The sequence below is a fragment of the Xanthomonas sp. 60 genome, assembly GCF_011761925.1.
In genome coordinates this window covers 604,071-629,850 of the sequence record NZ_JAASQW010000002.1, presented here as the reverse complement: position 1 = coordinate 629,850, position 25,780 = coordinate 604,071, and the positions used below count along the sequence as shown (strand labels likewise).

General features: G+C 68.4%; 25 protein-coding genes. 12 read left to right on the top strand and 13 right to left on the bottom strand.

Annotation, left to right across the window (positions count from 1 at the left end; all coding sequences use genetic code 11):
* Positions 1–19 precede the first annotated feature (19 nt).
* Positions 20–2,860 carry a TonB-dependent receptor gene (locus tag FHY09_RS06730; protein ID WP_166925412.1) on the top strand — a complete coding sequence of 947 codons (2,841 nt, stop codon included), beginning with the start codon at positions 20–22 and terminating at the stop codon, positions 2,858–2,860.
* Between the two features lie 113 nt (positions 2,861–2,973).
* Here the strand turns inward: FHY09_RS06730 and FHY09_RS06725 are convergent, their stop codons facing one another.
* Positions 2,974–4,095, bottom strand: coding sequence for an HDOD domain-containing protein (locus tag FHY09_RS06725; protein ID WP_166925410.1), 1,122 nt, complete (start codon positions 4,093–4,095; stop codon positions 2,974–2,976).
* A gap of 184 nt (positions 4,096–4,279) precedes the next feature.
* Complete coding sequence (gene ppa, locus FHY09_RS06720) at positions 4,280–4,816, bottom strand: inorganic diphosphatase (RefSeq protein ID WP_166925408.1); 537 nt, start codon at positions 4,814–4,816, stop codon at positions 4,280–4,282.
* A gap of 151 nt (positions 4,817–4,967) precedes the next feature.
* On the opposite strand from ppa, the gene FHY09_RS06715 reads away from it, so the two are divergent.
* Positions 4,968–5,549 carry a hypothetical protein gene (locus FHY09_RS06715; protein WP_208407585.1) on the top strand — a complete coding sequence of 194 codons (582 nt, stop codon included), beginning with the start codon at positions 4,968–4,970 and terminating at the stop codon, positions 5,547–5,549.
* Positions 5,546–6,001 (top strand): hypothetical protein, encoded by a 456-nt coding sequence (locus tag FHY09_RS06710; protein ID WP_166925406.1) that lies wholly within the window; start codon positions 5,546–5,548, stop codon positions 5,999–6,001. The genes FHY09_RS06715 and FHY09_RS06710 overlap by 4 nt, the downstream gene beginning before the upstream one ends.
* Positions 6,002–6,011: 10 nt before the next feature.
* On the opposite strand, the gene FHY09_RS06705 is transcribed toward FHY09_RS06710, so the two are convergent.
* Both FHY09_RS06705 and FHY09_RS06700 read right to left on the bottom strand, forming a co-directional pair.
* A complete protein-coding gene (locus FHY09_RS06705; RefSeq protein ID WP_166925404.1) occupies positions 6,012–6,269 on the bottom strand; it encodes a DUF2789 domain-containing protein in 258 nt (85 codons plus the stop codon).
* A 95-nt stretch (positions 6,270–6,364) separates the two neighbouring features.
* Positions 6,365–8,392 carry a sodium-translocating pyrophosphatase gene (locus FHY09_RS06700; protein ID WP_166925402.1) on the bottom strand — a complete coding sequence of 676 codons (2,028 nt, stop codon included), beginning with the start codon at positions 8,390–8,392 and terminating at the stop codon, positions 6,365–6,367.
* A gap of 292 nt (positions 8,393–8,684) precedes the next feature.
* Between FHY09_RS06700 and FHY09_RS06695 the strand changes: the two genes are divergently transcribed.
* Positions 8,685–9,197 carry a hypothetical protein gene (locus FHY09_RS06695; RefSeq protein ID WP_166925400.1) on the top strand — a complete coding sequence of 171 codons (513 nt, stop codon included), beginning with the start codon at positions 8,685–8,687 and terminating at the stop codon, positions 9,195–9,197.
* A 66-nt stretch (positions 9,198–9,263) separates the two neighbouring features.
* Here FHY09_RS06695 and FHY09_RS06690 read toward each other — a convergent pair whose 3' ends face one another.
* Complete coding sequence (locus tag FHY09_RS06690) at positions 9,264–10,520, bottom strand: 6-phosphofructokinase (RefSeq protein ID WP_166925398.1); 1,257 nt, start codon at positions 10,518–10,520, stop codon at positions 9,264–9,266.
* 133 nt (positions 10,521–10,653) lie between these two features.
* Between FHY09_RS06690 and FHY09_RS06685 the strand changes: the two genes are divergently transcribed.
* The 3 genes from FHY09_RS06685 to FHY09_RS06675 all read left to right on the top strand — a co-directional run bounded on the left by FHY09_RS06685 (position 10,654) and on the right by FHY09_RS06675 (position 13,500).
* Positions 10,654–11,223, top strand: coding sequence for an adenylate kinase (locus tag FHY09_RS06685; RefSeq protein WP_166925396.1), 570 nt, complete (start codon positions 10,654–10,656; stop codon positions 11,221–11,223).
* Between the two features lie 331 nt (positions 11,224–11,554).
* Positions 11,555–12,919 (top strand): UDP-N-acetylmuramate:L-alanyl-gamma-D-glutamyl-meso-diaminopimelate ligase, encoded by a 1,365-nt coding sequence (gene mpl, locus FHY09_RS06680; RefSeq protein WP_166925393.1) that lies wholly within the window; start codon positions 11,555–11,557, stop codon positions 12,917–12,919.
* Positions 12,916–13,500, top strand: coding sequence for an LON peptidase substrate-binding domain-containing protein (locus tag FHY09_RS06675; RefSeq protein ID WP_166925391.1), 585 nt, complete (start codon positions 12,916–12,918; stop codon positions 13,498–13,500). Before mpl ends, FHY09_RS06675 begins: the two co-directional genes overlap by 4 nt.
* A 37-nt stretch (positions 13,501–13,537) precedes the next feature.
* Here FHY09_RS06675 and FHY09_RS06670 read toward each other — a convergent pair whose 3' ends face one another.
* Positions 13,538–15,529: a bifunctional DedA family/phosphatase PAP2 family protein gene (locus FHY09_RS06670; protein ID WP_166925389.1), complete on the bottom strand. Its 1,992-nt coding sequence runs from the start codon at positions 15,527–15,529 to the stop codon at positions 13,538–13,540.
* 73 nt (positions 15,530–15,602) lie between these two features.
* On the opposite strand from FHY09_RS06670, the gene FHY09_RS06665 reads away from it, so the two are divergent.
* The 3 genes from FHY09_RS06665 (at position 15,603) to FHY09_RS06655 (ending at position 18,210) form a co-directional block, all read left to right on the top strand.
* On the top strand, positions 15,603–16,265 hold the full coding sequence (locus FHY09_RS06665) for a protein kinase family protein (protein ID WP_166925387.1): 663 nt from the start codon (positions 15,603–15,605) through the stop codon (positions 16,263–16,265).
* A 74-nt stretch (positions 16,266–16,339) separates the two neighbouring features.
* The gene (locus tag FHY09_RS06660) at positions 16,340–17,158 is read left to right on the top strand and encodes an SDR family oxidoreductase (protein ID WP_166925385.1); all 819 of its coding nucleotides are present in this window, start codon (positions 16,340–16,342) and stop codon (positions 17,156–17,158) included.
* 95 nt (positions 17,159–17,253) lie between these two features.
* A complete protein-coding gene (locus tag FHY09_RS06655) occupies positions 17,254–18,210 on the top strand; it encodes a YiiG family protein (protein ID WP_166925383.1) in 957 nt (318 codons plus the stop codon).
* A 51-nt stretch (positions 18,211–18,261) separates the two neighbouring features.
* Here the strand turns inward: FHY09_RS06655 and FHY09_RS06650 are convergent, their stop codons facing one another.
* Positions 18,262–19,131 carry an ion transporter gene (locus FHY09_RS06650; protein ID WP_166925381.1) on the bottom strand — a complete coding sequence of 290 codons (870 nt, stop codon included), beginning with the start codon at positions 19,129–19,131 and terminating at the stop codon, positions 18,262–18,264.
* 76 nt (positions 19,132–19,207) lie between these two features.
* Here FHY09_RS06650 and FHY09_RS06645 point away from each other — a divergent pair, with 76 nt between their 5' ends.
* Complete coding sequence (locus FHY09_RS06645) at positions 19,208–20,434, top strand: acetylornithine transaminase (RefSeq protein ID WP_166925379.1); 1,227 nt, start codon at positions 19,208–19,210, stop codon at positions 20,432–20,434.
* 33 nt (positions 20,435–20,467) lie between these two features.
* Here FHY09_RS06645 and FHY09_RS06640 read toward each other — a convergent pair whose 3' ends face one another.
* Positions 20,468–21,082, bottom strand: a complete 615-nt coding sequence (locus FHY09_RS06640; RefSeq protein ID WP_166925377.1) for an HAD-IA family hydrolase — start codon at positions 21,080–21,082, stop codon at positions 20,468–20,470.
* Between the two features lie 115 nt (positions 21,083–21,197).
* On the opposite strand from FHY09_RS06640, the gene azu reads away from it, so the two are divergent.
* Positions 21,198–21,653 (top strand): azurin, encoded by a 456-nt coding sequence (gene azu / locus FHY09_RS06635; RefSeq protein WP_166925375.1) that lies wholly within the window; start codon positions 21,198–21,200, stop codon positions 21,651–21,653.
* Here the strand turns inward: azu and hemL are convergent.
* The 5 genes from hemL to rpiA form a co-directional block, all read right to left on the bottom strand.
* Entirely contained in the window at positions 21,643–22,923 is a 1,281-nt protein-coding gene (gene hemL / locus FHY09_RS06630) for a glutamate-1-semialdehyde 2,1-aminomutase (RefSeq protein ID WP_166925373.1), read from the bottom strand. The two genes, azu and hemL, sit on opposite strands and share 11 nt — an antisense overlap.
* Positions 22,920–23,582, bottom strand: coding sequence for a thiamine phosphate synthase (gene thiE / locus FHY09_RS06625; protein WP_208407581.1), 663 nt, complete (start codon positions 23,580–23,582; stop codon positions 22,920–22,922). Before thiE ends, hemL begins: the two co-directional genes overlap by 4 nt.
* 110 nt (positions 23,583–23,692) lie before the next feature.
* Positions 23,693–24,538: a SirB1 family protein gene (locus FHY09_RS06620; protein WP_166925370.1), complete on the bottom strand. Its 846-nt coding sequence runs from the start codon at positions 24,536–24,538 to the stop codon at positions 23,693–23,695.
* A gap of 117 nt (positions 24,539–24,655) precedes the next feature.
* Complete coding sequence (locus tag FHY09_RS06615) at positions 24,656–25,102, bottom strand: DUF192 domain-containing protein (RefSeq protein WP_166925368.1); 447 nt, start codon at positions 25,100–25,102, stop codon at positions 24,656–24,658.
* Between the two features lie 24 nt (positions 25,103–25,126).
* Positions 25,127–25,774, bottom strand: a complete 648-nt coding sequence (rpiA, locus tag FHY09_RS06610; protein WP_166925366.1) for a ribose-5-phosphate isomerase RpiA — start codon at positions 25,772–25,774, stop codon at positions 25,127–25,129.
* Positions 25,775–25,780: the final 6 nt, after the last annotated feature.

The window sequence follows — 25,780 nt, the reverse complement described above, 5'->3', positions numbered from 1 at the left end:
ACGTACCTTGGAGAGATACATGAATTTTCGTACCCCCGCCGTGCGGCTGGGCATGCTGCCGGCCGGTATCGCGCTGGCGCTGAGCCCGAGCTTCGCCTCGGCGCAGGACGCCGCAGCTGGCACCACTGATCTTGACCGCATCTCCGTCACCGGTTCGCGCATCCGCGGCGCTGACGTGGAAACGCAGCAGCCGATCCTGACGCTGAGCCGCGAGAGCCTGGAGAAGCAGGGCTTCGCCTCGGTGGCCGACGTACTGAACAACCTGACCTCGGCCGGCTCCCCGGCCATCTCGCGTTCGGAATCGCTGGCCTCGGGCGAGAACGTCGGTGGCTACTACGTCGACATCCGCAACCTGGGCGCCGAGCGCACCCTGGTGCTGATGAACGGCAAGCGCCTCGGCGCCACCACCTCGGGCCTGCAGGATCTGAGCCAGATCCCGATGGGTGCCGTGGAGCGCATCGAAGTGCTGAAGGACGGCGCTTCGTCGATCTACGGTTCCGACGCGATCGCCGCGGTGGTCAACGTGATCACCCGCAAGAACGTGGACGGCGGTGAAGCCACCGCGTACTTCGGCCAGTACGGCGAAGGCGACGGCAACACCGAGCAGTACTCCATGACGCTGGGTGCGACCGGCGAGCGTGGCAGCCTGACCCTGTCGGCCGAGTACAACAAGGCGGACCCGGTCTACGCAAAGAACCGCTGGTACAGCCGCGACGGCAGCCTGGGCCCGAACTCCACCCCGGCCACCTGGAGCGCGCTGAGCCAGAACGGCAGCTGGTGCAACCCGACCATCTACGACTGCAGCGGCCGCGACGCGGTGTGGCAGACCCTGAATGCCGGCGGCAACCCGCTGAACCCGAACGATTACCACCCGCTGACCCCGTCCGAGTTCGCCAACGCCAACCAGCAGATGACCGCGCTGACCGGCGTGGAGCGCAAGTCGCTGTACATCAACGGCACCTACGACTTCACCGACTCGATCAGCCTCAACACCGATTTCCTGTACAACGAGCGCAACACGTTCCAGCAGATCGCCGGCTATCCGTACCAGTCGCAGGCGTTCGACACGCCGCTGTCGGCTGACAGCGTGTTCAACCCGCTCGGCCAGGACATCGATTTCCGTCGTCGCCTGTGGGAAATGCCGCGTACCACCGAGAGCCAGCTGAAGACCACGCGCTTTGCGCCGACCATCAGCGGCTTCTTCGACTTCGCCGGCAAGACCTTCGATTGGGACGTCGGCGCGCTGTACAACCGCAACGAGTCGGTCGTCACCGGCAACGGTGATGCCAGCCTGATCGCGACGCGTGAGGCACTGGGCCCGTCGTACATCAACGACGCTGGCGTGGCCACCTGTGGCGTGCGCGGCGGCGCTCCGGTGACCAACGGCTGCGTGCCGTGGAACCCGCTGCTGCCGTTCGGTGTCGCCGGTCAGGGTTCGCTGTCGGATCCGGCACTGCAGAAGTTCCTGTTCCCGACCTTCACCACCCGTGGCGAAACCAAGACCACCAGCTTCACGGCCAACCTGGCCGGTTCCATCGTGACCCTGCCGGCCGGTGACCTCGGCTTCGCCGTGGGCGTGGAGCACCGCAAGGAAGAAGGTACGTTCGTTCCGGACGCCTTCGCGCAGTCGGGCCAGTCCACCGGCCTGGGCCAGCAGCCGACCATTGGTGAGTACGATCTGGACGAGGTCTACCTCGAACTGAACGTGCCGATCCTGTCGGACGTGCCGTTCGCCAAGGAGCTGAGCCTGAACGCGGCCAGCCGCTATTCGGACTACAGCAACTTCGGCGACACCGTCAACAGCAAGTTCGGCATCACCTGGCGTCCGATGGACGAGCTGCTGGTGCGTGCGACCTATGCCGAGGGCTTCCGTGCGCCGACCATCAGCGACCTCTACGGTGGCCAGAGCGCCAGCTTCGAGCAGTACATCGATCCGTGCGGCGTGACCGCGCCGGGCAGCGTGGCCGGCAACGGTGCCTGCACCGCGGCGGGCGTCCCGGCCGACTACGTGCAGCTGGGCCAGGGCAACCTGCCGTGCTCGACCCTGCCGTGCGCCACCAACGATCAGTTCCTGAACGGTTCCAACCCGAACCTGGCGCCGGAAACCTCCAAGAGCACGACCGCCGGCCTGGTCTGGAGCCCGCGCTGGGTGCAGGGCCTGGACATCTCGCTCGACTGGTACAAGTACAAGATCAGCGACGCGATCATCGCCGACAGCGTCGACCGCATCCTGCGTGACTGCTACGTGCTGGGCAATGCGTCGCGTTGCGAAGGCATCGTGCGCGCACCGGCCGGCAACATCACCGCGCTGAACTACGGTACCGCCAACCTCGGCCGCATCGAGACCGAAGGTTACGATCTGGGCATCAAGTACCGTCTGCCGGAACTGGCAATCGGCAACTTCGCCGTTGATTGGCAGACCAGCTACCTGTCCAGCTATGACGAACTCGGCCAGAACAGCGCAGGCAACGACATCACCATCGGTCGTGCCGGCGAAGCCGGTCTGTTCCGCGTCCGTTCGAACCTGGGCCTGTCGTGGTCGATGGGTGACTTCGCGGTGAGCTACACCGCGCGTTACTACTCGGGCATGCGCGAAGACTGCATCTCGATCGGCTGCACCAACCCGGACCGCTACGCCAATGGCGAAACCGCTCCGATCCGCAAGACCGGTTCGAACACGTTCCATGACATGCAGGTCAGCTACACCGCGCCGTGGAACGCCACGATCGCTGTGGGTGCCAACAACCTGACCGATCACCGCGGTCCGCTGATGTACTCGGCACCGAACAGCGCGTTCGCCTACTACGGCGGCTTCGATGTCGGTCGCTTCATGTACATGAAGTACACCCAGCGCTTCTGATCCATCCAGGCGTTGGTTTGAAATGAAAGAAGGGCGGGCCGCGAGGCCCGCCCTTCTTCTTTGTGCTTCCGACGAGGCGGGACCGTGCCCCGCCGGGGTTCCGCGGGCCGGCGTCAGGCTTCGACGGCGCTCAGGCCCATCAATTCGTTGGCCTGCTCGCGCCACTGCGGCAACCGCGCCAGCACACCGGCGCGCTGCAGGTAGTCCTCGTCCACCGGGTCGCCGTTGACCAGCGCCAGCGCCACATGCACCGCACCGGTCACCCAGAAGCTGCGCGTGGTGCTGCGCTGCGGCTGCAGATGGAAGGCCACCGCCTCGATGATCGGCATCGGCAGGCCCCAGACACCCAGCAGGTAGGCGCCGGCCTCGGCATGGCCGGGACGTTCGTCGCCGTCCTGCGCCGGTTCCGTACGCTCGTTGCGCACGTTCGGCAGCAGCAGGCCGATGTCAGCCAGCAGCGCGGCGGTCGCGCCCAGTTCCGCACTGGACGCCGGCAACAGGCGGGACGCCAGCCGCGAGGCGAGCAGGGCACGCTGCTGCAGCGAGTTGCGCTCCGCAGCCGACAGCGTGGAAGCCGAGAAGACCTCGCTGGCCAGCACCAGGTCGCGCAGCGTCGCCAGCCCCAGGCGGTTCACGGCCGAGCGCAGATCGGAGATGGTGCGGCCATTGCTGAAGAAGGCCGAGTTGGCCAGTTGCAGCACCTTGGCCGCGATGGCCGGATCGGCGGCGACGAGTTTGACGATGTCGGCCATGTCGGTCTCGTCATCGTTTTCCAGCGCCTGGGTCAGCGCCAGGTACAGGTGCGGCGGCGAAGGCAGCTTCTCGATCCGTCCGATGGCATCACGCAGGCGCGGGCTGTCCAGGATGTCACGCAGCTCCTCCAGGCTGGTCAGCGCTTCGAGCAGTACTTCCGGCGCCAGGGGCAGCGGCAGGAAGCGGTGGGCCACGCCGATCAGGCGGGCCTGCGGCGGGCGCGCGCCCTGCTGGGCGGCGATCAGCGCGATGCGGATCGTCTCCGGACGCAGTGTGCGGATCTGGCCGAACAGCGTGGTCGGATCCAGATCCGGCAGTTCCGGACCCACGATCACCACATCGATTTCCGAGCCCGCGACCGCCGACATGGCGGCCTGACCGCCTGCGGCGGTCATCGGCTCCCAATCTTCCCCAAGATCGGCAATGAATTCACCCAGCTCAGCCGGAAGGCTGGCTTCGTCCCCAACGAGCAGAATGCGCACGACACGTTCCCCTGTTGATCGCGGCCTGGGCCGCAACCGGTTTTGAAGTGTCGCAATTTAACCGATCCGGCCGAGGCGCGGACGTGCCAAAGGATCGAAACGTGATCCGGATCGCTCCGAAGATAGGTATCGGAGCGGTCCCCGGCGGCCGCGACACGAGGTGCCGCCGCCGCCGCAGCAGGCATCAGGCCTTGCTGTCCAGGTGACGCTGGTGGGCTTCCACCAGGATCTTCTTGGCTTCAGCGGCGCCGCCCCAGCCATCGAGCTTGACCCACTTGCCCTTCTCCAGGTCCTTGTAATGCTCGAAGAAGTGGCCGATGCGCTCCAGCCAGTGGCTGGAGACCTGCTCGATGTCTTCCACGTGCGCATAGCCGCTGAACACCTTGGACACCGGCACGGCGAGGATCTTCTCGTCGCTGCCCGCTTCGTCGCTCATCTTCAGCACGCCGACCGGACGGCAGCGCACCACCGAGCCGGGCACAAGCGGCAGCGGCAGCACGACCAGCACATCGGCCGGATCGCCATCGCCGCACAGGGTGCTCGGTACATAGCCGTAGTTGCACGGGTAACGCATGGGAGTGGAGAGGATGCGGTCCACGAAGATCGCGCCGGTTTCCTTGTCCACTTCGTACTTCACCGGCTCCGAGTCCTTCGGGATCTCGATGATGACGTTGATTTCTTCCGGCGGGTTCCTGCCGGGGGAGACGAGTTCCAGACCCATTGATGTACTCCGACGTGTGAGGGCTAAACAGCGGTGCATTTTAAGCGTTTGCGACGCTCTGCGGTTCTTCTTCCCGACAAGGGGTATCGCCGCCCGCGCAGCGACGGCGTGGGAGACGCCGATCGCAGGCGGCGCCGTCGCCGGCCATGCTGTGCGCACCTTACCTCTGCTGCGGGTGACTCTGGTGTACGACCTTGACCGTTCGTGGACCGTTCCGGGCCTGCGATCCCGCCCATGGGCGTCGGCCTGCCTGCTGCTGGGGGCGGCGTTGCTTCCGGCCACACCCGCCGCGTTCGCCGCAAAGGCGCCGTTCGTCGATCTGATCGACCATCCCACGGCGGAGGCCAACTGGGACCGGTTCTTCGCCCTCGAGGACCGCCTCGCCGACGCTTTCCGCGCCGAGTGCGCGGCAGGGGACTGCGCGGCCCGCTACGGCGTCCTGCTGCCGCTGCAGCTGCGCTGCTCGGTGCGGACCGCCGACCGGACCGTGGCGGTCTGCATCTGGGTCATCGCCGGCAGCGGTCTGCAGGTGCAGGCCACCGGCCGCATCGACCCCGATCTGGTGGTCTGGCGCTGCGCGCTGCCCCTGCCGCGCTCCCGGGGCATCGGCGTGGAAGCCTTCCATGCGGCCCTGGAGCGTGCCGATCCACTCTCGGCACGCCTGCCGGGTGCGCGCTCGACGCTGCGGCACGCCCTGCGCAAATGCCTGGCTGGAACGAGGCATGCCTCATGAGCGCGCTGGGGCTGCTGCTGACCCTCACCGCCTCATGGACACCGCCAGGCCATGTCGATGCCCGCGACCATCCCAGCCCGGAGGAGGGCGCGGCAGCGTTCGCCCTGATGGAGCGCGCGCTGGTGCGCGGTTTCGATGACATCTGCGGGGACACGTTCTGCGAAGGTGACTTCGGCAATCTGCGGGCGATGCAGCTGCGCTGCTCGGTGGACCGGGCCGCCGGGACCGTGACGGCCTGTACGTGGAGTTTCGCGGGCAGCTACGCGTTCGTCCTGGAAGGTGGCGGTCCGGCGCCGGTGGTGGAATCTCGGACATGGGCCTGCCCGCTGCCGGTGGTGCCAGGGACGCCGCTGCGCCTGCTGCTGGCCGCCCTGAGTGGCCGCCAAGCGCTGGACACGCCGCTGCCGGGCAGCCGCCAGAGCCCCTACGAGGCGCTGGCGGACTGTCTCTGACGAGGCGCCTTCAGTGACCGCTCGATGCCTTGTCGGCGTCGGCGTGCAAGGCTTCGTTGAGCTCGTCGACCACGATGGCCCACGCCGCGTCGGACTTCAGGGACTCGGACAGGAACTGCCGCTGGCTGTCGGTCCAGATCGACGCCTGGGTGACCTTGACCTCCGATGGCAGCTGGTTCTGCAGGATGAACGCGGCGATGTCTTCCTCGCCCGCGTCCAGGCCGAGCTGCAGGAACAGGTTGGTCATGTTCGGTTCGGTCGTGATCATCGTATCCGTCATTGGCAGGAAAGGAGACCGCATGATGCCGGGGAGGGCGGCGCCGCGGCGTGATGGGCGCCGCCTGCCTGTGCCGGGCGCTACGATCACAGATGCGGCACCAGCAACAGCGCAACGATGTTGATGATCTTGATCAGCGGGTTGATGGCCGGACCGGCGGTGTCCTTGTACGGGTCACCGACGGTGTCACCGGTGACGGCGGCCTTGTGAGCTTCGCTGCCCTTGCCGCCGAAGTTGCCATCCTCGATGTATTTCTTGGCGTTGTCCCAGGCGCCCCCGCCGGTGGTCATCGAGATGGCCACGAACAGGCCGGTCACGATGGTGCCGATCAGCAGCCCGCCCAGCGCCCGCGGTCCCAGGATCAGGCCCACCGCGACCGGTACCGCGATCGGGAGCAGCGACGGCAGGATCATCTCGCGGATGGCGGAGCGGGTCAGCATGTCCACGGCGCGGTCGTACTGCGGTTTGGCCGTGCCGGCCATGATGCCGGGGATCTCGCGGAACTGCCGCCTGACTTCTTCCACGACCGCGCCGGCCGCCCGCCCGACAGCCTCCATCGCCATCGCACCGAACAGATAGGGAATCAGGCCGCCGATCAGCAGCCCGATGATCACGGCGTGGTCGCTCAGGTCGAAGCGGAATTCCTGCCCGGGATTGGCAGCCTGCAGGTTGTGCGTGTAATCGGCGAACAGCACCAGGGCGGCCAGCGCCGCCGATCCGATCGCATAGCCCTTGGTGACCGCCTTGGTGGTGTTGCCCACCGCATCGAGCGGGTCGGTGATGGCGCGGATCTCCGGCGGAAGCTCGGCCATCTCGGCGATGCCACCTGCGTTGTCGGTGATGGGACCGTAGGCATCCAGCGCGACAATCATGCCGGCCATGGAGAGCATCGCCGTGGCGGCGATGGCGATGCCATACAGCCCACCCAGCGCATGCGCGCCCCAGATGGCCGCACACACCGCCACCACCGGCAGCGCGGTGGACTTCATCGATACCCCCAGTCCGGCGATGATGTTGGTGCCATGCCCGGTGGTCGAAGCCTGCGCGACATGCTGCACCGGCCGATACTGGGTGCCGGTGTAGTACTCGGTGATCCACACGATCAGGCCGGTCAGCAGCAGCCCGATCAGTGCGCAGGCGTACAGGGCGTAGGGTCCATGGACGTTGTCGTCCATCAGGGCGGTGGTGATCGGGAAGAAGGCGAGGGCAGCGAGCACGGCCGAGACGACCACGCCCTTGTACAGCGCGCCCATGATGGAGCCGCCTGGCTTCACTTTCACGAACATCGCGCCGATGATCGAGGCGATGATGGACGCCCCGCCCAGCACCAGCGGATACAGCACCGCATTGGCACCCGCTTCGCCGATCATCAGGCTGCCGAGCAGCATCGTGGCGATGACGGTGACGGCGTAAGTTTCAAAGAGGTCGGCCGCCATGCCAGCGCAGTCGCCGACGTTGTCACCGACGTTGTCGGCGATGACCGCCGGGTTGCGCGGATCGTCCTCGGGAATGCCAGCCTCGACCTTGCCGACCAGGTCGGCGCCGACGTCCGCGCCCTTGGTGAAGATGCCGCCGCCGAGCCGGGCGAAGATCGAGATCAGCGACGAGCCGAAGGCCAGGCCCACCAGCGCGTGCAACGCCTGCGCCGTCCCCAGGCCGAGCCGCAGCAGCACGGCGTAGTAGCCGGCCACGCCGAGCAGGCCGAGGCCGACCACGAGCATCCCGGTGATGGCCCCACCGCGGAAGGCGACATCCATCGCAGCGCTTAGCCCGTGGCGTGCGGCCTCGGCGGTCCTGACATTGGCCCGTACCGAGATGTTCATGCCGATGTAGCCGGCGGCGCCGGAGAGCACGGCGCCGAGGGCGAAGCCGATGGCGGTGTACGCGTCGAGGAAGATCCCGATCAGCAGAAGCAGCAGCAGCCCTGCGACACCGATGGTGAGGTACTGGCGGTTGAGATAGGCGCGTGCGCCTTCCTGGATGGCGGCGGCGATGGCGACCATGCGTGCGTTGCCGGTGGGCTGGCGCAGGATCCAGCGCGTGGAGACCATGCCGTAGGCGATGGCGAGGATGGCGCACAGCAGCGCCAGTGACAGTCCGTGACGTTCCAGCATGAACCCCTCCGCAAGATGGATGTGCAGGCATCCAGTGACGGTGAACGTCACCACGAGGGGAGAAACGGGCTGCAGCCTGGAACCTGCCCGTACCGACCTTGGCGGTCGTCCGACGTATGGCGGTGTTCAGCATTCCCTGGTGCGGGCAGTATGCGGCCAGCGGCGTGAGCAGGATAGTGCCGGGCGGTGGTGGCCGTCCGGCCCGCGGTGGCACCGCTGCGGCGACGATCTTTTCATCGGGTTAAGCCTGGATCTGCAAGCCTGCGGCCACCCCTCCGGAGTCTTTCCCGCCATGCGTACCTGCCTGCCCGTCCTGCTGTTGTTGCTGCCCCTCGCTACCGCCAGTGCCGCCGGCCAGGCCCCGGCGCCTGAACTGAAGCGCGAGGTCGGCGCGGCGCAGGCGGTGGGCGCGCAGCACACGCTGCGCCAGATTCCCGAAGCGTGCGCGCGGCTGGAAGGGGTGTTCACCGGTGATGCGGCGCAGCCGTACCGGTTCGCCGTGGTGCGCACCAGTGAACAGTGCCAGCCGCGGGCGCGCTTCGTTGACTTCAACAAGGCCCAGCCCTCCGCTGAGAAGGGCTGGAAACTCAATGACGTGATCCGGGTGCCCAATGCCGCCTGTCCGTCGCAGCAGGCCGTGGTGCGGGTCTGGCGGATGCCGGTGGCGGTGTCGAATGAACGCGATGGTCAGGGCCAGTCGCGCATCTATCTGGACGATGCGAAGAAGCAGGCCGCGGCCGGCGAGATCCCGAAGGTAACGATGTTCGCCGCCGAGCAGAGCCTCGAAGGCCAGGCCTGCCGCTGAGGCACGTGCCGGCATGGAGCCGGCACGCAGGCCTGACGTGAGGGCGCAGACCGCCCGTGCCCTGCGTCAGGCCTCGAACGGCTCCAGCTTCTTCTTCACCGCCACCTTCTTGAGCGTGACGTACTTCGGCAGGCCATCGGAGCCCCACGGCAGGGGTGCTTCACCCTTGATCAGCGGCGCCAGGTAGGCACGGGCCTTCTCGGTGATCCCGAAGCCATCGCGCCCGATGAAACCGGCCGGCATCTTCTTCTCGTGGTTGGCCACCTTGTCCAGTGGCGCCGCCTCGATCTTCCAGCGGTACGGGCGATCGCTGCTGCGCACGATCACCGGCATCACCCCGTTGTGGCCGGCCAGGGCCAGCCGCACCGCCGCCTTGCCCACCGCCTGCGCCTGTTCCCAATCGGTCCGGGACGCAACATGACGCGCCGAGCGCTGCAGGTAGTCGGGCACTGTCCAGTGCACCTTGAGCCCGAGCGCATCTTTCACCCGCCCTGCAAGGTGCGAAGCGACGCCGCCCAGCTGGGTGTGGCCGAAGGAGTCCTTGCCACCGCCGGCTTCGGCGACGAAGCGGCCATCGGCGGTCGCGATGCCCTCCGAGGCCACCACCACGCAGTAGCCGACCCGCTCGACCACCTGTTTCACTTTCGCAAGGAAGACGGCTTCGTCGAAGGCGCGTTCCGGCAGCAGGATCAGGTGCGGGGCCTGGTCCGGCCCATCGCCGGCCAGGCCAGCGGAGGCGGCGAGCCAGCCGGCATGGCGACCCATCGCTTCATAGATGAACACGCGGGTGGAGGTTTCCGCCATCGCCGCCACGTCCAGCGCGGCCTCGCGCACCGAAACCGCCGTGTACTTCGCCGCCGAGCCAAAGCCGGGGCAGGTGTCGGTCACGGCCAGATCGTTGTCGATGGTCTTGGGCACGCCGATGCATTGCAGGTCGTAATTGAAGGCTTTCGCCAGCTGCGAGACCTTGAGCGCGGTGTCGGCCGAATCGTTGCCACCGTTGTAGAGGAACCAGCGGACGTCGTGGGCCTGCAGCACCTGCAGCAGCCGCTCATAGCGCGGTCGGTCGGCCTCGAGCGACTTGAGCTTGTAGCGGCAGGAGCCGAAAGCGCCCCCGGGGGTATGCGCCAGGGCGCGGATGGCCGCGGCCGACTCGCGCGAGGTGTCGATCAGGTCTTCGCGCAGGATCCCCAGGATGCCGTCGCGGCCGGCCAGCACCTTGATGCCGCGTGCGCGGGCGGTTTCGATGACGGCCGCCGCGGTGGCGTTGATGACGGCCGTAACGCCGCCGGACTGGGCGTAGAGCAGAGTGCCTTGTCGCATGAAGACTCCATCTGGGGGAAGGACATTGCAGGGACATTACCCGTATGCGGTAAAGTGGGGGTATTGCGGTGCAGCGTGATCGGCCCCGCCGGTCCCTGCATGCCCTCATTTTCAACACGGTGGAGTTATCTTGATGCGATTGGTTCTGTTGGGGCCCCCGGGTTCGGGCAAAGGTACGCAGGCAACGCGCCTGAAGGACAAGCTCAAGATCGCCCACATCTCCACCGGCGATCTGCTGCGCGCCGAAGTGGCCGCCGGCACCGCGCTGGGCCAGCAGGCCAAGGCCGTGATGGACGCGGGCAACCTGGTCTCTGATGACATCCTGCTGGGCATGTTGCGTTCACGCCTGAAGCAGGACGACGTCGCCAACGGCTTCATCCTGGACGGCTATCCGCGCAATGTCGCCCAGGCCAGGGCGCTGGACGACGTGCTTGCTGACATCGGCCAGCCGCTGGACGCGGTGGTGCAGCTGGATGTGGACGCCGAGCAGCTGATCGAGCGCCTGGCGGGCCGTGCCAGGGAACAGGGCCGCGCCGATGACAATCCCGAAGCCGTGCGCCAGCGCCTGCAGGTGTATACCGAGCAGACCGCGCCGGTGGTGGACTTCTATGCCGAGCGCGGCACCCTGGCGCGCCTGGACGGTATCGGTGGCCTGGACGAAGTGGAAGCGCGCATCCACGCGGTGCTGCCGCAGAAGGGCTGAGTGGGGCGGCGCGTGGTTGGACGAGACCGCCGCGCCGTGACCCGAAAAAACACAGGCCTGGTCCGCGAGGACCAGGCCTGTGTCGTCTGAGGTGCCAGCGGTAGGGCTTGCTCAGGGCCCCGCAGCGTGAGCTCCCATGGGGATGGCCACTTGGGGAGTAGGACCGGTGGGAACTGCGGCTGGCAGGATGAATTGTCGCCGCGTTCATAAACCGTCGCTATCGGGATATCCCCGACACTTAGCTGGGCTTTTCGCACGGCAGGGGTAGGACTTCCCTTACGCGCACGCGCGCGCTGTGCCCGGCGAGTGGGGATGGGTGACAATGCATGCCATGACCAGCGTACACATTCTTGGAATAGCCGGCACCTTCATGGGCGGCGTCGCCGCGCTCGCGCGCGAACTTGGACAGGCCGCCAGTGGCAGTGACCAGGCCATCTATCCGCCGATGTCCACCCAGCTCGAACGGCTTGGGATCACCCTCGACCAAGGGTATCGCGCCGACAGTGTGCCGACAGGCACCGACGAGGTCGTCATCGGCAACGCACTTTCGCGCGGTAATCCTGCGGTTGAAGCGGTGCTGGATGCGGGGCAGCGCTACATTTCCGGCGCGCAGTGGCTGAGCGAGCGGGTGCTGCCCGGCCGCGACACGCTCGCCGTGGCCGGTACCCACGGCAAGACGACTACGACCACCATCCTGACCTGGCTGCTGGAAGCGGCAGGGCGTGCGCCCGGCTTTTTGATCGGCGGCGTGGCGGAGGATTTCGGCGTCTCCGCGCGCCTCGGCCGTGGGCGCGAGTTCGTCGTGGAAGCCGACGAGTACGACACCGCCTTCTTCGACAAGCGCAGCAAGTTCGTGCATTACCGCCCGCTGGTGGCGATCCTCAACAACCTCGAATACGACCACGCCGACATCTTCCCGGACGTGGCGGCCATCCAGCGGCAGTTCCACCACCTGGTGCGTACCGTGCCCGCGCGCGGCCGGCTGGTCGTCAATGGCGAGGACCCGCGCCTGGCCGAGGTGCTGGCCATGGGCTGCTGGACGCCGGTGGAACGCTTCGGCTTCGGTGCCGGCCTGGAGTGGCACGCCGAGCTGCTGGCGGCCGATGGCAGTGCGTTCGTGGTGCACCACCGCGGCACCCGCGTGGGCGAGGTGCGCTGGCCGCTGCTCGGCCGCCACAACGTGCTCAACGGCCTGGCCGCACTGGCCGCCGCCCATGCGGTCGGCGTGGACCTGGCCGCCGTGATCCCGGCCCTGGCGGAGTTCCGCAGCGTGAAGCGTCGGCTGGAAGTCATCGGTACGGCCGACGGCATCACCGTCTACGACGATTTCGCCCATCACCCCACGGCGATCGCAACGACCCTGGAGGGCCTGCGTGCACGCGTCGGTGGCGCACGCATCGTGGTGGCGATGGAACCGCGAAGCAATTCCATGCGCCTGGGTGCGCATGCCGACGCGCTTGCGCCTTCGCTGGAACTGGCCGACGAGGTGGTGTTCCTGCATCGTCCCGAACTGTCATGGGACGCGGCCCGCGTGATCGCGGGCGTGCGTGGCCATGCCCATGCGGTGGCCGACAGCGAGGCCCTGCTTGCGCAGCTGCAGGCGCGCGTGCAGCCGGGTGACCACGTGGTGTTCATGTCCAACGGCGGTTTCGACGGCGCGCCGCGGCGCTTCCACGCGGCGCTGCAGGCCCGATGAGCGAGCTCGCCACGCTGCCGTTGTTTCCGCTGCACGCCGTCCTGCTGCCGGGCGCCACGCTGGGCCTGCGGGTGTTCGAACGCCGCTACCTGGACATGCTGCGCGAAAGCAGCCGCACGGGCAGCGGGTTCGGTGTGTGCCTGATCCTGGAAGGCCCGGAAGCCGGCGCGGCGGCCGTCCCTGCGGCGTACGGCGTGCAGGCCGTGGTCGAGGATTTCGACATGGGCGCCGACGGGGTGCTGCAGCTGCGCCTGCGCGGGGGGCGACGCTTCCATGTGACGCACACGCGGGTCCGTGACAACGGCCTGGTGATGGCCGAAGTGAGCTGGTGCAGCCCGGAACTGGACGATGAACTGCGGCCCGAGCATGCGCTGCTCGCCACCGTACTGGAAGCCATCGTGGAGCAGGCCGGCAGCCTGTACGCGGCACCCACGCCGATCCAGATGGACCAGGCGGCCTGGGTCGGCTGGCAGCTGGCCCAGTTGCTGCCGCTGCAGGACGCACAGCGCCTGCAGCTGCTGCAGCTGGACGACCCGCACGAGCGCCTGCAGCGCCTGCTCGGCTGGATGGCCGCTCTCTGACGGCAGCGGCCTGGACTGGGTGGGCGGGGGCGGGGCCTTACCGGGTATCCAGGCGCAGCACCGGCAACCCGGTTTCCGGATGCCGGTCCTCGGCCTGCGGCAACGCCTGTACCGCCTCGCGCACCGCACGCAGCGCCGGGTCCACGCCGCTCATCGGATGCCACATGCCGATCCAGTGCATGTGCCGCCGGTAGCGCAGCGTCTGCGCGCTGCCGATCCACAGCGGCGTGGCGTCAGGGCCGAGCACGGCCGGCGCACGCCACAGGCGCAGGACGTGGCGCTCATCGTCCACGCCGGTCTCGCGCACCATCAGCAGGGTTTCCACGCGGGTGTCCAGGGTGGCCGGCAGGACCGGCAGTTCCTGAGGACCGGTGTTCTTGTCCAGCACCAGCAGCGCTTCTTCCCAGCCGGCCTGCGCCTGGCGGTGCCAGCCGTGGGCCTCCAGCTGCGCCTGCAGCGGGGCCAGCGGGCCGGCTACCTGCACGTCCAGCGGCCAGCGCAGGTCATCGTCGAACTCGTTGCGGCGTCCGGGCAGGGTCTGCCAGTCGTGCTGCCACCAGCGCGTGGCATCGATCACCCGGGGGGCGGCCTGCACGGGTTCAAAGCGCTCCAGCTTCACCGCGATGTTGCGCGGCGCGTACCACAGCGCGGCAGCGGCAAAGGTGCCGTAGAACAGCCAGGCCACCGGTTTGACCCAGAACGAGCGGTTGAAGCGGCGGCGGTAGGCGATGCCCAGCACCAGCAACCAGAACGTGCCGAACAGCATTCCGCCGATGACATCGCTCAGCCAGTGCGCGCCGAGGTAGAGGCGCGAAAAACCGATCAGGCTGACCACCCCACCGGACAGCAGGTACGGCCATACCCGCGTACGCCCTGGCAGCTCGCGCGCGATCAGCACGGCGAAGAAGCCGAAGGTGATGGTGGCCATCGTGACCGAGACCGAAGGGAAGCCGAAGCCGCTGCTGGCATCCGGCGGACGCACCACGTCCACGGTGGCCCCCAGCAGGAGCGTCAGCGCCAGACCGAAGGCGAGGGCGGCCAGCCAGTGCGCGGCCGCCATCCAGCGCCGGCGCCACAGCAGGTACCCCATGCCGGCGGCCGTGGCCGGCAGCAGCACCTGCCAGGCACCCAGCGAGGCCAGCGCGGCCATGGGATGGTCGGCCAGCGGATTGCGCAGCGCCAGCATGGCCTGGTGCACCCACAGGTCCACGCTCAGGGGCTTGCCGTGGGCAACCACCACCATCAGCAGCGCAAAGCCGGCCCAGCCCAGCAGCAGGAGCATCACAGCGAGCATCGCCAGGGGCACCGATTCGCGCCGCTGCGGATCGAACACGGAAACCGAATAACGCCCCAGCGTGGGATGCCGCTGTGACCACGCGAGCAGGCGCGCCAGCCAGCTGTCCATGCGCGCGGCGGACCAGCGGTAGCCGTACAGCACGATGGCCCAGACCAGCCCGAGGATCACCCCGAGCAGGCCGAGCACGACCACCAGCCGACCCGCCACCGCGGCCACGGCGTCATAGGCTTCGCCGAGCACCCAGCCCGGTGCCAGGAACAGCACCGCCCAGGACAGGCAGGCGATGCCGCTGGCCTGCACATAACGGCTCACGCGCATGTGCATCATGCCGGCGATGGCCGGCACGAACGGACGGATGGCGCCGACGTAGCGCGCGATCAGGATGCTTTTGAAGGCGTTGCGGCGGAACAGGTTCTCGCCGCGGTCCAGCAGCTGCGGAAAGCGGCTGAACGGCCACACGCCCCGCAGACGGTCGCCCCAGCGCCGGCCGATCCAGTAACTGATGCCATCGCCGGCGAACGCGCCCAGTGCCGCGCAGGCCACGGCATAGGGGCCGGAGATCTGCCCGAGGCCGATGAAGACACCCACCGCGAACAACAGCGGCAGGGCGGGCACGATGGCGCCGAGAATGATGACCGCATCGCAGAAAGCGATGAGGAAGATGACGGCCCCCGCCAGCACGGGGTGAGCCGAAATCCACGCAAGCGTGGCGTCGATCCAAGAAGAGTCCATCGAGCGAGTATAACGGCGCGCTGCTGACGGGCAGCCGGCCGCAGGACGCGCCGCCGATCGCCTAGAATGCGCCATGGGCAGTTCATCGAACACGGCATCGCGCGCACTCAAGGCCGACAGCTTCGGTCGCATCCTTCTCGTGGAGCAGGGGGATCATCGCTTCGTGCGCCGTGACCTGGGCGCCACGCCATGGTGGCTGCGCGTACCGGCGTGGTGGCTGGCGCGTCGCGAGGCGCGCGCGTTGGCGCACCTGCAGGGCATGGCCGACGTGCCCCGGTTGCTGTCGTGGAACGGGCGCTGGCTGGACCGCAGCTTCATGGCCGGCGATGCGATGCACCTGCGTCCGCCGCGCGACGATGTGCGCTGGTTCCGGGCCGCACGCAGGCTGCTGCAGCAGCTGCACCGCAACGGCGTAGCGCACAACGATCTGGCCAAGGAAGCCAACTGGGTGGTGACCGAGGACGGTCGCCCGGCGCTGATCGATTTCCAGCTGGCGGTGATCGGTCGGCCGCGCTCGCGATGGATGCGCCTGCTTGCGCGCGAAGACCTGCGCCACCTGCTCAAGCACAAGCGCATGTACTGCCGCGCCGCGTTGACGCCGGTGGAAAAACGCCTGCTCAAGCGCACCTCGTGGGTACGCGAGCTCTGGTTCGCGACGGGCAAGCCGGTCTACCGCTTCGTCACCCGGCGCATCCTGCACTGGGAAGACAACGAGGGCCAGGGGCCGAAGGCCTGAGCACGCGCACCGGCGGGGCGGGCAGGCCACGTCGGCCATAATGGTTTCCCTCCCGTTTCGAACCGAGGACGTGCATGGCCAGTCTGCAGGGCAAGACCCTTTTCATCACCGGTGCCTCGCGTGGGATCGGCCTGGCCATCGCGCTGCGCGCGGCGCGTGACGGCGCCAACGTCGCCATCGCCGCGCGCTCGGCGGTGGCCAATCCGAAGTTGCCCGGGACCATCCACAGCGCCGCCGAACAGGTCACCGCCGCGGGCGGCCAGGCGCTGGCGCTGAAATGCGATGTCCGCGACGAACTGCAGGTGCAGGCCGCCGTGGCGGCGGCGGTGGACACCTTCGGTGGCATCGACATCCTGGTCAACAATGCCAGCGCGATCTGGCTGCGCGGCGCACTGGATACGCCGATGAAGCGTTTCGACCTGATGCAGCAGGTCAACGCGCGCGCCACCTTCCTGTGCACGCAGGCGTGCCTGCCGCATCTGCTGCGCGCGCCCAACCCCCACGTGCTCACCCTGGCGCCACCGCCCACGCTGGACCCGAAATGGTGGGGGCCGCACACCGGCTACACCCTGGCCAAGATGGGCATGAGCCTGGTCAGCCTGGGCCTGGCAGCGGAGTTCGGGCCACAGGGCGTTGCGATCAACGCACTATGGCCGCGCACGGTCATCGCCACCGATGCCATCAACATGATTCCCGGCGTGCAGGCCGCCGCCTGCCGCACGCCCCGGATCATGGCCGACGCGGCCCATGCCGTCCTCGTGCGGGACGCCGCCGGCTTCCATGGGCACTTCCTGATCGATGACCAGGTGCTGGCGGAAGCGGGCATCGAGGACCTGTCCGGCTATGCGGTGGACCCCTCGCAGGCGCTGCTGCCGGACCTGTTCCTGGACTGAGCGGCGACCGCGGCCACCGCCCTGGGGCACCGGGACTTCACGCACGTGTCTGGTATGGTGCGCGCCCGTAAACGTTTTCAACAAGGAAGTGGGCCATGTCCCTACGCCGCGATTTCCGTCTCCGCCGGGCGCCCCTGGTGGCGGCCCTTGGCCTGCTTGTCACGCTGTCCGGCTGCCAGCGCGATGGGGGCAGCGCCCTGGCGGTGGAGGGCGCGGACAAGATCAACGCCTACATCGCCTGCTTCAACGGCGTGGAACAGCCGGTGCAGGAGAGCTTCCAGCAGTACGTTTCCTGGATCAGGGATCCGGAAGCCGGCCCCACCGGCAAGGAAACCACCGTGCGCGGCCCCGGCACGGTGCTGTCGCACCGCGTGGAAGCCTGCGGTGAGCCGATGACCGCTGCGCTGGCACAGACGCCGGTCAACGCCGCGATCGATCCTGCCGCGCGCGCTTATCAGGCCCGGTTCAAGGCGCTGTACGAGCGGATCGAGGATGCGGCGCGCTATTACGACCGCGAGGATTACCGGCGCGATGGCGGCGAAGGCATGAAACAGCGCCATGCGCCGCTGATGTCCGCCTATGCCGAATTCTTCCAGGCCAGCGAAGCGATGGACGTGGCGCTGGAAAAGAACGAGGAGCAGCGCCGCGCCGCGCAGCTGGCGGAGATCGAAAAGGACGAAGGCCGCAGCGCGGCGTATTTCCACCTGCGCATCCTGGGCGACGGCAAGGACCTGGTCAGCGCACTGAACCACGATGCGCCGGACCTGGCGGTGGCGCGCGAACGCCTGGCCCGTTTCCAGGCGGTGCTGGAAGAGGCGCAGAAGGCCAAGGCGGGCGATGGCGATGCGATGTGGGGGCACATGCAGCGCTCGGCGGATGGACTGGCGCGCGAAGCCGGTCGACGGATCGAACGCGTGCAGGCCAACGCACCGCTCAGCCGCAGTGACCAGATCCTGCTCGAGGGCGGTGGCATGGCGCCCTCCGGGACGCGTCCGGCGCTGCTGGACAAGTACAACGACCTGGTCGACATGAGCAACCGCATGACGCGCTGACGTCCATCGCGGCGGGCGGCACGGCGGTCCTCCACGGACCGCCGTCGCCGCTCAGCAGCTGAAGGGCGTCGGCATCAGTTCACCGCACTGCCGGCAGTACCGGGCGTCGGTCTCGTGGCCTTCCAGGCCGCAGCGCGGGCAGCCACGCCCATCGCGCTGGGCGGCCTCGGTCTGGCGCAGCGTGCTGGCCAGTTCGGCCGAGTACACACCGGTGGGCACGGCGATGATGCTGTAGCCGATCAGGATCAGCACCGAGGTGACCAGGCGGCCGGCAGCGGTCTGCGGCACGATGTCGCCGAAGCCGACGGTGGCCATCGTCACCACCGCCCAGTACATCGCGCTGGGAATGCTGGTGAAGCCGTGGTTCGGTCCTTCCACCAGGTACATCAGCGCACCGGCGATGATGGTGATGGTGATGACGGTGAACAGGAACAGCAGGATCTTGCGGCGGCTGCGCCACAGCGCGGTCATCAGCACGCCGCTCTCTTCCACGTAGCGGGTGAGCTTGAGGATGCGGAACACCCGCAGGATGCGCAGGGCGCGCACCACCAGCAGGCTCTGCGCGCCGGGGATGAACAGCGAGAGGTAGGCCGGCAGGATGGACAGCAGGTCGATGATGCCCCAGACGCTCACCGCATAGCGCAGCGGGCGCCGCACTACCACCAGGCGCATCACGTATTCCAGCGTGAACACCACGGTGAACAGCCACTCCACTGGATACAGCACGTGCGCCCACCGCGCATGCAGGTGCTGGACACTGTCCAGCATCACCACGGCCACGCTGGCGAGGATCGCCACCACCAGCAGCAGGTCGAAGTTCCGCGACGGCCCCGTGTCGTGCCGGTAGATGATGTCGAACCAACGACGGCGCCATCCGGTTTCGGTGGCGGGATTGAGCTGGGGGGTGGTGAGGACGCGCATGGTGCGCATTGTGCCGCAGGCAGCAGGGGGCGAGAATGGCGACTCCCGACGCCCGTCCCGACGACCCGCCCCTGCCATGACCGCCGCTACCGATCCGCTGATTTCGCTCTCCAACTATTACCTGCCGGTGTACAAGCCGCGCCAGGTCGTGCTGGAGCGCGGCCAGGGGGCCCGCGTGTGGGACACCCAGGGTCGTGAATTCATTGACCTGGCCGCAGGCATCGCGGTGTGCGGCCTGGGCCACAACGATCCGGACCTGGTGGCTGCGCTGGTCGACCAGGCCGGCCGGCTCTGGCACACCAGCAACGTGTTCTACAGCGAGCCGCCGCTGCGTCTGGCCGAGGAGCTGGTGACCGCCAGCCGCTTCGCCGAGCGCGTGTTCCTGTGCAACTCGGGCGCCGAAGCCAATGAAGTGGCGATCAAGCTGGTGCGCAAGTGGGCCGCCGGCCAGGGCCGTGCGCCGGACAAGCGCGTGATCGTGACCTTCCGCGGCAGCTTCCATGGGCGCACGCTGGCCACGGTGACGGCCACCGCGCAGCCGAAGTACCAGGAAGGCTATGAGCCCCTGCCGGGCGGTTTCCGCTACGTGGATTTCAACGACGCGGTGCAGCTGGAAACCGCGATGGCCGCCGGTGACGTTGCTGCGGTGATGCTCGAGCCGGTGCAGGGCGAGGGTGGCGTCATGCCGGCCAACCCCGGTTTCCTGCAGCACGTGCGCGCGCTGTGCGACCAGCACGACGCGCTGCTGGTACTGGACGAGATCCAGGTCGGCATGGGCCGCACCGGCACCCTGTTCGCGCATTGGCAGGACAGCGTGGTGCCGGACATCGTGACCTTGGCCAAAGCACTCGGCGGCGGTTTCCCGATCGGGGCGATGCTGGCCGGCCCGAAGGTCGCCCAGGCCATGCAGTTCGGCGCCCACGGCTCCACGTTCGGCGGCAATCCGCTGGCTGCGGCGGTGGCGCGCGTGGCGCTGCGCAAGCTGTCCTCGGACGGCATCGCGCGCAATGTCAGCCGCCAGTCGCATGCGCTGCGCGAGGGCTTCGCGCGCATCAACGCGGCCTTCAACGTGTTCAGCCAGGTGCGCGGGCGTGGCCTGATGCTCGGTGCGGTGCTCACTCCTGAGCACGCCGGTCAGGCCGGGGCGCTGCTGGACCATGCCGCCGCGCAGGGCCTGCTGACCCTGCAGGCAGGGCCTGACGTGCTGCGCTTCGTGCCGGCGCTGAACATCACCGATGAAGAAGTCGCCGAAGGCCTCAAGCGCCTGCACGCGGCGGTCGCCGCCTACATCGCCACGCGCTGAGCGGGCACTGGCAACGCGTGCCTGCACGGTCGTTCAGCCGGGCAGGTAACGCCGCAGCACGCGGCCCAGGCTGCGCGCGTCGTGCACGGTGTCGGCATGCAGGCCCGCCTGGCGCGCGCCGCGCACGTTGACGAACAGATCATCGACGAACAGCGTGCGCTGGGCGGTGGCGTGCAGCCGCTGCAGCGCCCGGGTGAACACCGCCGGGTCCGGTTTGCGCGCGCCCAGGCTGCCACTGCACAGCAGATTGCCGCGCAGCCGCGGTGCCAACGCCGGCAGTTGCCGCATGATCACCGCCGCCATCAGCGGGCCGTTGTTGGTGAGCACGGCGATGCGCAGCGCGGTGGGCAGCTCCAGCAGGCGCTGGATCACCGCGGGCCGCGGGCCTGAGGCAGCCACGCGTGCCTCCACCCAGGTGGCCTCGTCCACGGTCACCTGCAGCTGGCAAGACAGCGCATGCAGATAGCCCGCCGTGTCGATCGCCCCGCTGGCGTAGGCGCGGTCCAGGCCGGTCCCGGACAAGGCCTGTTCGATCTGTGCGACGGGACGCCGCAGGGCGTCAGCCAGGTATCGCAGGCGCACGGCACGCTGGTACTCCAGCAGCACGCCATCCACATCCAGCAACAGCAGCTCGATCATCGGACTCATCCACGCAGCATGCCGCAGGTGACAGGGCGCTGACCATCGGCGTGCGACAGCGCGTCGCAGGGTCCACCACGTCGCGTTGCCTACAATAGGGAATCAACTCGTGGTGGAGCACGCAATGCGCAGGAAATGGGCAGGATTCGCGGGTGTGGCGGCGCTGCTGCTGGCATCCCCGGCGATGGCCAGGGTATGTGCGGTCAGCATCGACAGCACCGATCAGATGACTTTCTCCAGCAAGGAAATCCTGGTTGCGGCTGACTGCACGCAGGTTGACCTGACCCTGCGCCATACCGGCCGGCTGGCCGCCACGGCGATGGGGCACAACTGGGTGCTGACGAAGACGGCCGACTACCAGCCCGTGGCCATGGCCGGCATGCGCGGCACGCTGGCCGACAGTTACCTGCCCAGGAACGACCCCCGCGTGCTGGCACACACGAAGGTCATCGGTGGTGGGGAAACCACCCGCGTCCGTTTCTCCACCCAGGGCCTGCAGAAGGGCGGCGACTACACCTTCTTCTGCTCGTTCCCCGGCCACTTCGCCATGATGAAGGGCAAGCTCATCGTCAGGCCCTGAAGGCGATGCGGGCGGCGGCGAGCGTGGCCTCGATCACGGCATCATCGTGGGCACTGGAGAGGAAACCGGCTTCATAGGCGGACGGTGCCAGGAACACGCCCTGCTCGAGCATGGCGTGGAAGAAGCGGTTGAACGCGGGGATGTCACAGGCGATCGCCTGTGCGTAGGTCTCCACCTTCTGGTCGGTGAAGAACAGGCCGAACATGGCACCGACCTGGGTGGTGGTGACGCTCACCCCCGCCTCGGCGGCGGCTTCTTCCAGCCCCCTGCACAGGCGCGCGGCGCGGGCGGACAGCTCGGCGTGGAAGCCCGGTGCCTGCACCAGTTCCAGCATGGCCAGCCCGGCCGCCATCGCCACCGGATTGCCGCTCAGCGTGCCGGCCTGGTAGATCGGCCCGGACGGCGAGATCTGCTCCATGAGATCGCGACGGCCGCCGTAGGCGCCCACCGGCATGCCGCCGCCGATGATCTTGCCGAAGGTGGTCAGGTCCGGGGTGATGCCGTAGTGGGCCTGCGCACCGCCGAGGGCCACGCGGAAACCGGTCATCACTTCATCGAAGATCAGCACGGTGCCAAAGCGCGTGCACAGCTCGCGCAGGTGCTGCAGGTAGCCCTCCCGTGGCGGGATGCAGTTGGCGTTGCCCACCACCGGCTCGATGATCAGCCCGGCGATGTGTTCCCCCTGCGTTTCGAACAGCGCCGTGGCCGCGTCGAAGTCGTTGTAGGGCAGGGTCAGGGTCAGCTCGCTCAGACCGGCCGGCACGCCCGGCGAGGTCGGCACGCCCAGCGTCAACATGCCACTGCCGGCCTTCACCAGGAACGAGTCGCCGTGGCCGTGGTAGCAGCCCTCGAACTTCACGATGCAGCTGCGTCCGGTCGCGCCACGCGCCAGGCGGATCGCCGACAGCGTGGCCTCGGTACCGGAGTTCACCATGCGCACCATCTCGCACGAAGGCACCAGGCGGGTCAGTGTTTCGGCCATGGTGACCTCGGCCGCGCACGGTGCGCCGAAGGACAGGCCACTGTCGGCGGCGTGCTTGACCGCCTGGCGCACGGCCGGATGGTTGTGGCCGACGATCATCGGACCCCAGGAGCCGACGTAGTCGATGTAGCGGTTGCCGTCCACGTCGTACAGGTAGGCGCCGTCGGCGCGCTCGACGAAGAACGGCTCGCCGCCCACCGAGCGGAACGCGCGCACGGGGGAATTGACGCCACCGGGCAGCAGGCGCTGGGCGCGGGCGAACAGGGCGTGGGAGGTATCGTGGTTCATTCGGCAAGGTCCTTGAAACAGGCAAGATAGGCGCGCAGTGCCGCCTGGGGATCAGTGGCCTGGTAGATGCCACTGATCACTGCGATGAGATCGGCGCCCGCTTCAACCAGCGGGCGGGCGTTGTCCGGCGTGAGGCCACCGATGGCCACCCGCGGCACACCCAGCGCCGCGCTGTGCCGGAGCAGGTCCGGGTGCGCGCGGCGCGTGGTGTGCTTGGAGCGGCTGGCGAAGAAGGCGCCGAAGGCCACGTAGCTGGCGCCCGCAGCGACCGCACGTTCGGCCCGGGCGAGCTCGTCGTAGCAGGAGGCACCGATGAGGGCGTCAGGCCCCAGCCGCGCGCGTGCCGCCGCGATCCCGCCGTCGTCCTCGCCGAGGTGCACGCCGGCCGCGCCGAGTGCATCGGCCAGCTCGACATCATCGTTGATGATCAAGGCCACGCCCGCGCTGGCGCAGAGGCTGCGCAGGGCATCGGCCTGCTGCCGCCGGAGCGCGGGCGTGGCGGCCTTGTTGCGGTACTGCAGCCACTGCACCCCGCCAGCCAGCAGGGGCGCCGTCTGGCGCAGCAGGCGGGCCGTGTCGGGCTCGTCCGGGGTGATGAGGTACACGCCGCGCGGACGTGCCGGTGGGCAGGCCACCGATTCTGGAGCAACAGGACGCATGGCGGGCTACCGGAGGCGGAGGAGGCGGTGCAGCGCGGCCCTCGGGACGCGCGGAGGCCTCATTATCCAACGCCCGGCGCATTGGCGACCACCTCGGTCGCAGCGGCCGTTCAGTGCAGCCGGGCGGGCGGCGCGCCGATGTCCACCAGTTGTTCGCGTACCCACTGCGCGTCGGGCGCAGCAGGATGGCGTTGTACATAGCGCGCCAGATCCTCGCGGGCACCGCGCAGGTGGTCCAGCCGCAGATACGCCAGGCCGCGGTCGCGCAGAGCATCCTGGTCGTCCGGTGCGAGCTTGAGCACGCGGTCGGCACTGCGTGCGGCACGATCCCACTGTTCGGCTTCGGCGTACACCCCGTGCAGGTTGCGCAGCACGCGCATCAGGATGGCGCGGGCCGGGGCGGGGTCCAGGATCTGCGCCAGCACGCTGTCATCCGGGGCCTGGCCACCGAGGTGCGCGCGTGCCCGCTCGCGCAGTTCGTCCACGCCCAGGGGCCGTCCACCGTTGAACGGGTCCATCACCAGCAGGCCATCGTCGAGGGGCAGGCGTACCAGGAAGTGGCCGGGGAAAGACACGCCATCCAGCGCAACGCCCAGCCGCCGGGCGACCTCCATCTGTACCAGCGCGAGCGAGACCGGGTTGCCGCGGCGGCGCTCCAGCACGTCGTTGAGGTAACTGTTGCGGGGGTCGTAATACGCGTCGTGGTCGCCGCTGTAGCCGATTTCGTCGAACAGGTGACGGTTGATGGCCGCCATTTTCTGCGCGTCACCGGGCAGGGTCGCGATCTCGGTGCGCAGGTGCTCGACGTGGGTCTGCACGGTGTCGTCGCAGCGTGCCGGATCCAGTCCGGGGTATTCATCGCGCGCGATCAGCAGCGCGGTGGCCAGCAGCGGCAGCGCCTCGTCATCGGTGTCGGCGAGCGTGTCCCAGTCCGGCAATGTCATGCGCGCTTGCATGACCACAGACTGGCGACAAACCTGCGGGGTTTCAAGCGACGTGGTGTGACGACGGCGGCGTGCGCACAGCCGGGCGGGTACCGCTGCGCGACGACACCCGGCGCCTGCGCAGGGGGATCAGGGCGTGGGAATGCCCGGGCCGAACGTCAATTCCGCGCCGTCCTTCAGGTCCAGCTTCTCGGCCTGGCCCGCATTGAGTTCGAGCACGTAGCGCGCCGGGCCGGTGCTCGGGTAGGGCGGGCACCGGTAACCGGCCGAGCACGGCGGAACATCGCGCTGCTGGCTCACCAGCCGGCGGGCGTTGTCGAAATACAGGATGTCCAGCCCGATCCGGGTGTTCCTCATCCAGTACGCCTGCATCGCCTCCTCGTCATGGATGAAGAGCATGCCGTGGTCTTCGGGCAGGCTGTCGCGGAACATCAGTCCGCGCTCGCGTGCATCGAAGTCGAGCGCCAGTTCCACCTTGTAACGCGTTCCCTGGAGTTCCACCCAGTGATTGGCGGCACCGGTGGCACAGCCGGCGAGAAGGAGCAGGGGCAGCAGGATCAGGGCGCGCAGGCGCATGGTCGTTTCCTTGGCGGGCAGGGGTCAGAGGACGATCGGGGGTTGCCCGCCGACGATCACCACGTCGGCGCGACGGCGTGCGAACAGGCCCACGCACACCACGCCGGGCAGCTGGTTGAGCTCGCGCTCCAGCGCAGCCGGGTCGGTGATCTGCAGGTTGTGGATGTCGAGGATCTGGTTGCCGTTGTCGGTCACCACGCCCTCGCGCCACGCCGGCTGGCCGCCGGTCATGTCACGGATGCGGCGCGCGACCAGGCTGCGGGCCATCGGGATCACTTCCACCGGCAGCGGGAAGCGGCCCAGCACCGGCACCTGCTTGCTCGGATCAACGATGCAGATGAAGCGCTCGCTGGCCTCGGCGATGATCTTCTCGCGGGTCAGCGCCGCGCCACCGCCCTTGATCAGGCACTTGCCCGGATCGCATTCGTCGGCGCCGTCCACGTACAGCGACAGCGCGCCGGTATGGTTGAGTTCCATGACCTCGATGCCATGACCGCGCAGCTGGGCGGTGCTCTGCTCGGAACTGGAGACCGTGCCCTTGATGCGGTGCTGGATGCGGGCAAGGGCATCGATGAAGTAGGCGACGGTGGAACCGGTGCCGACTCCGACGATCATGCCGTCTTCGACGTATTCGATGGCTTTTTCGGCGGCCAGGCGCTTGGCTTCGGACATGGGGGT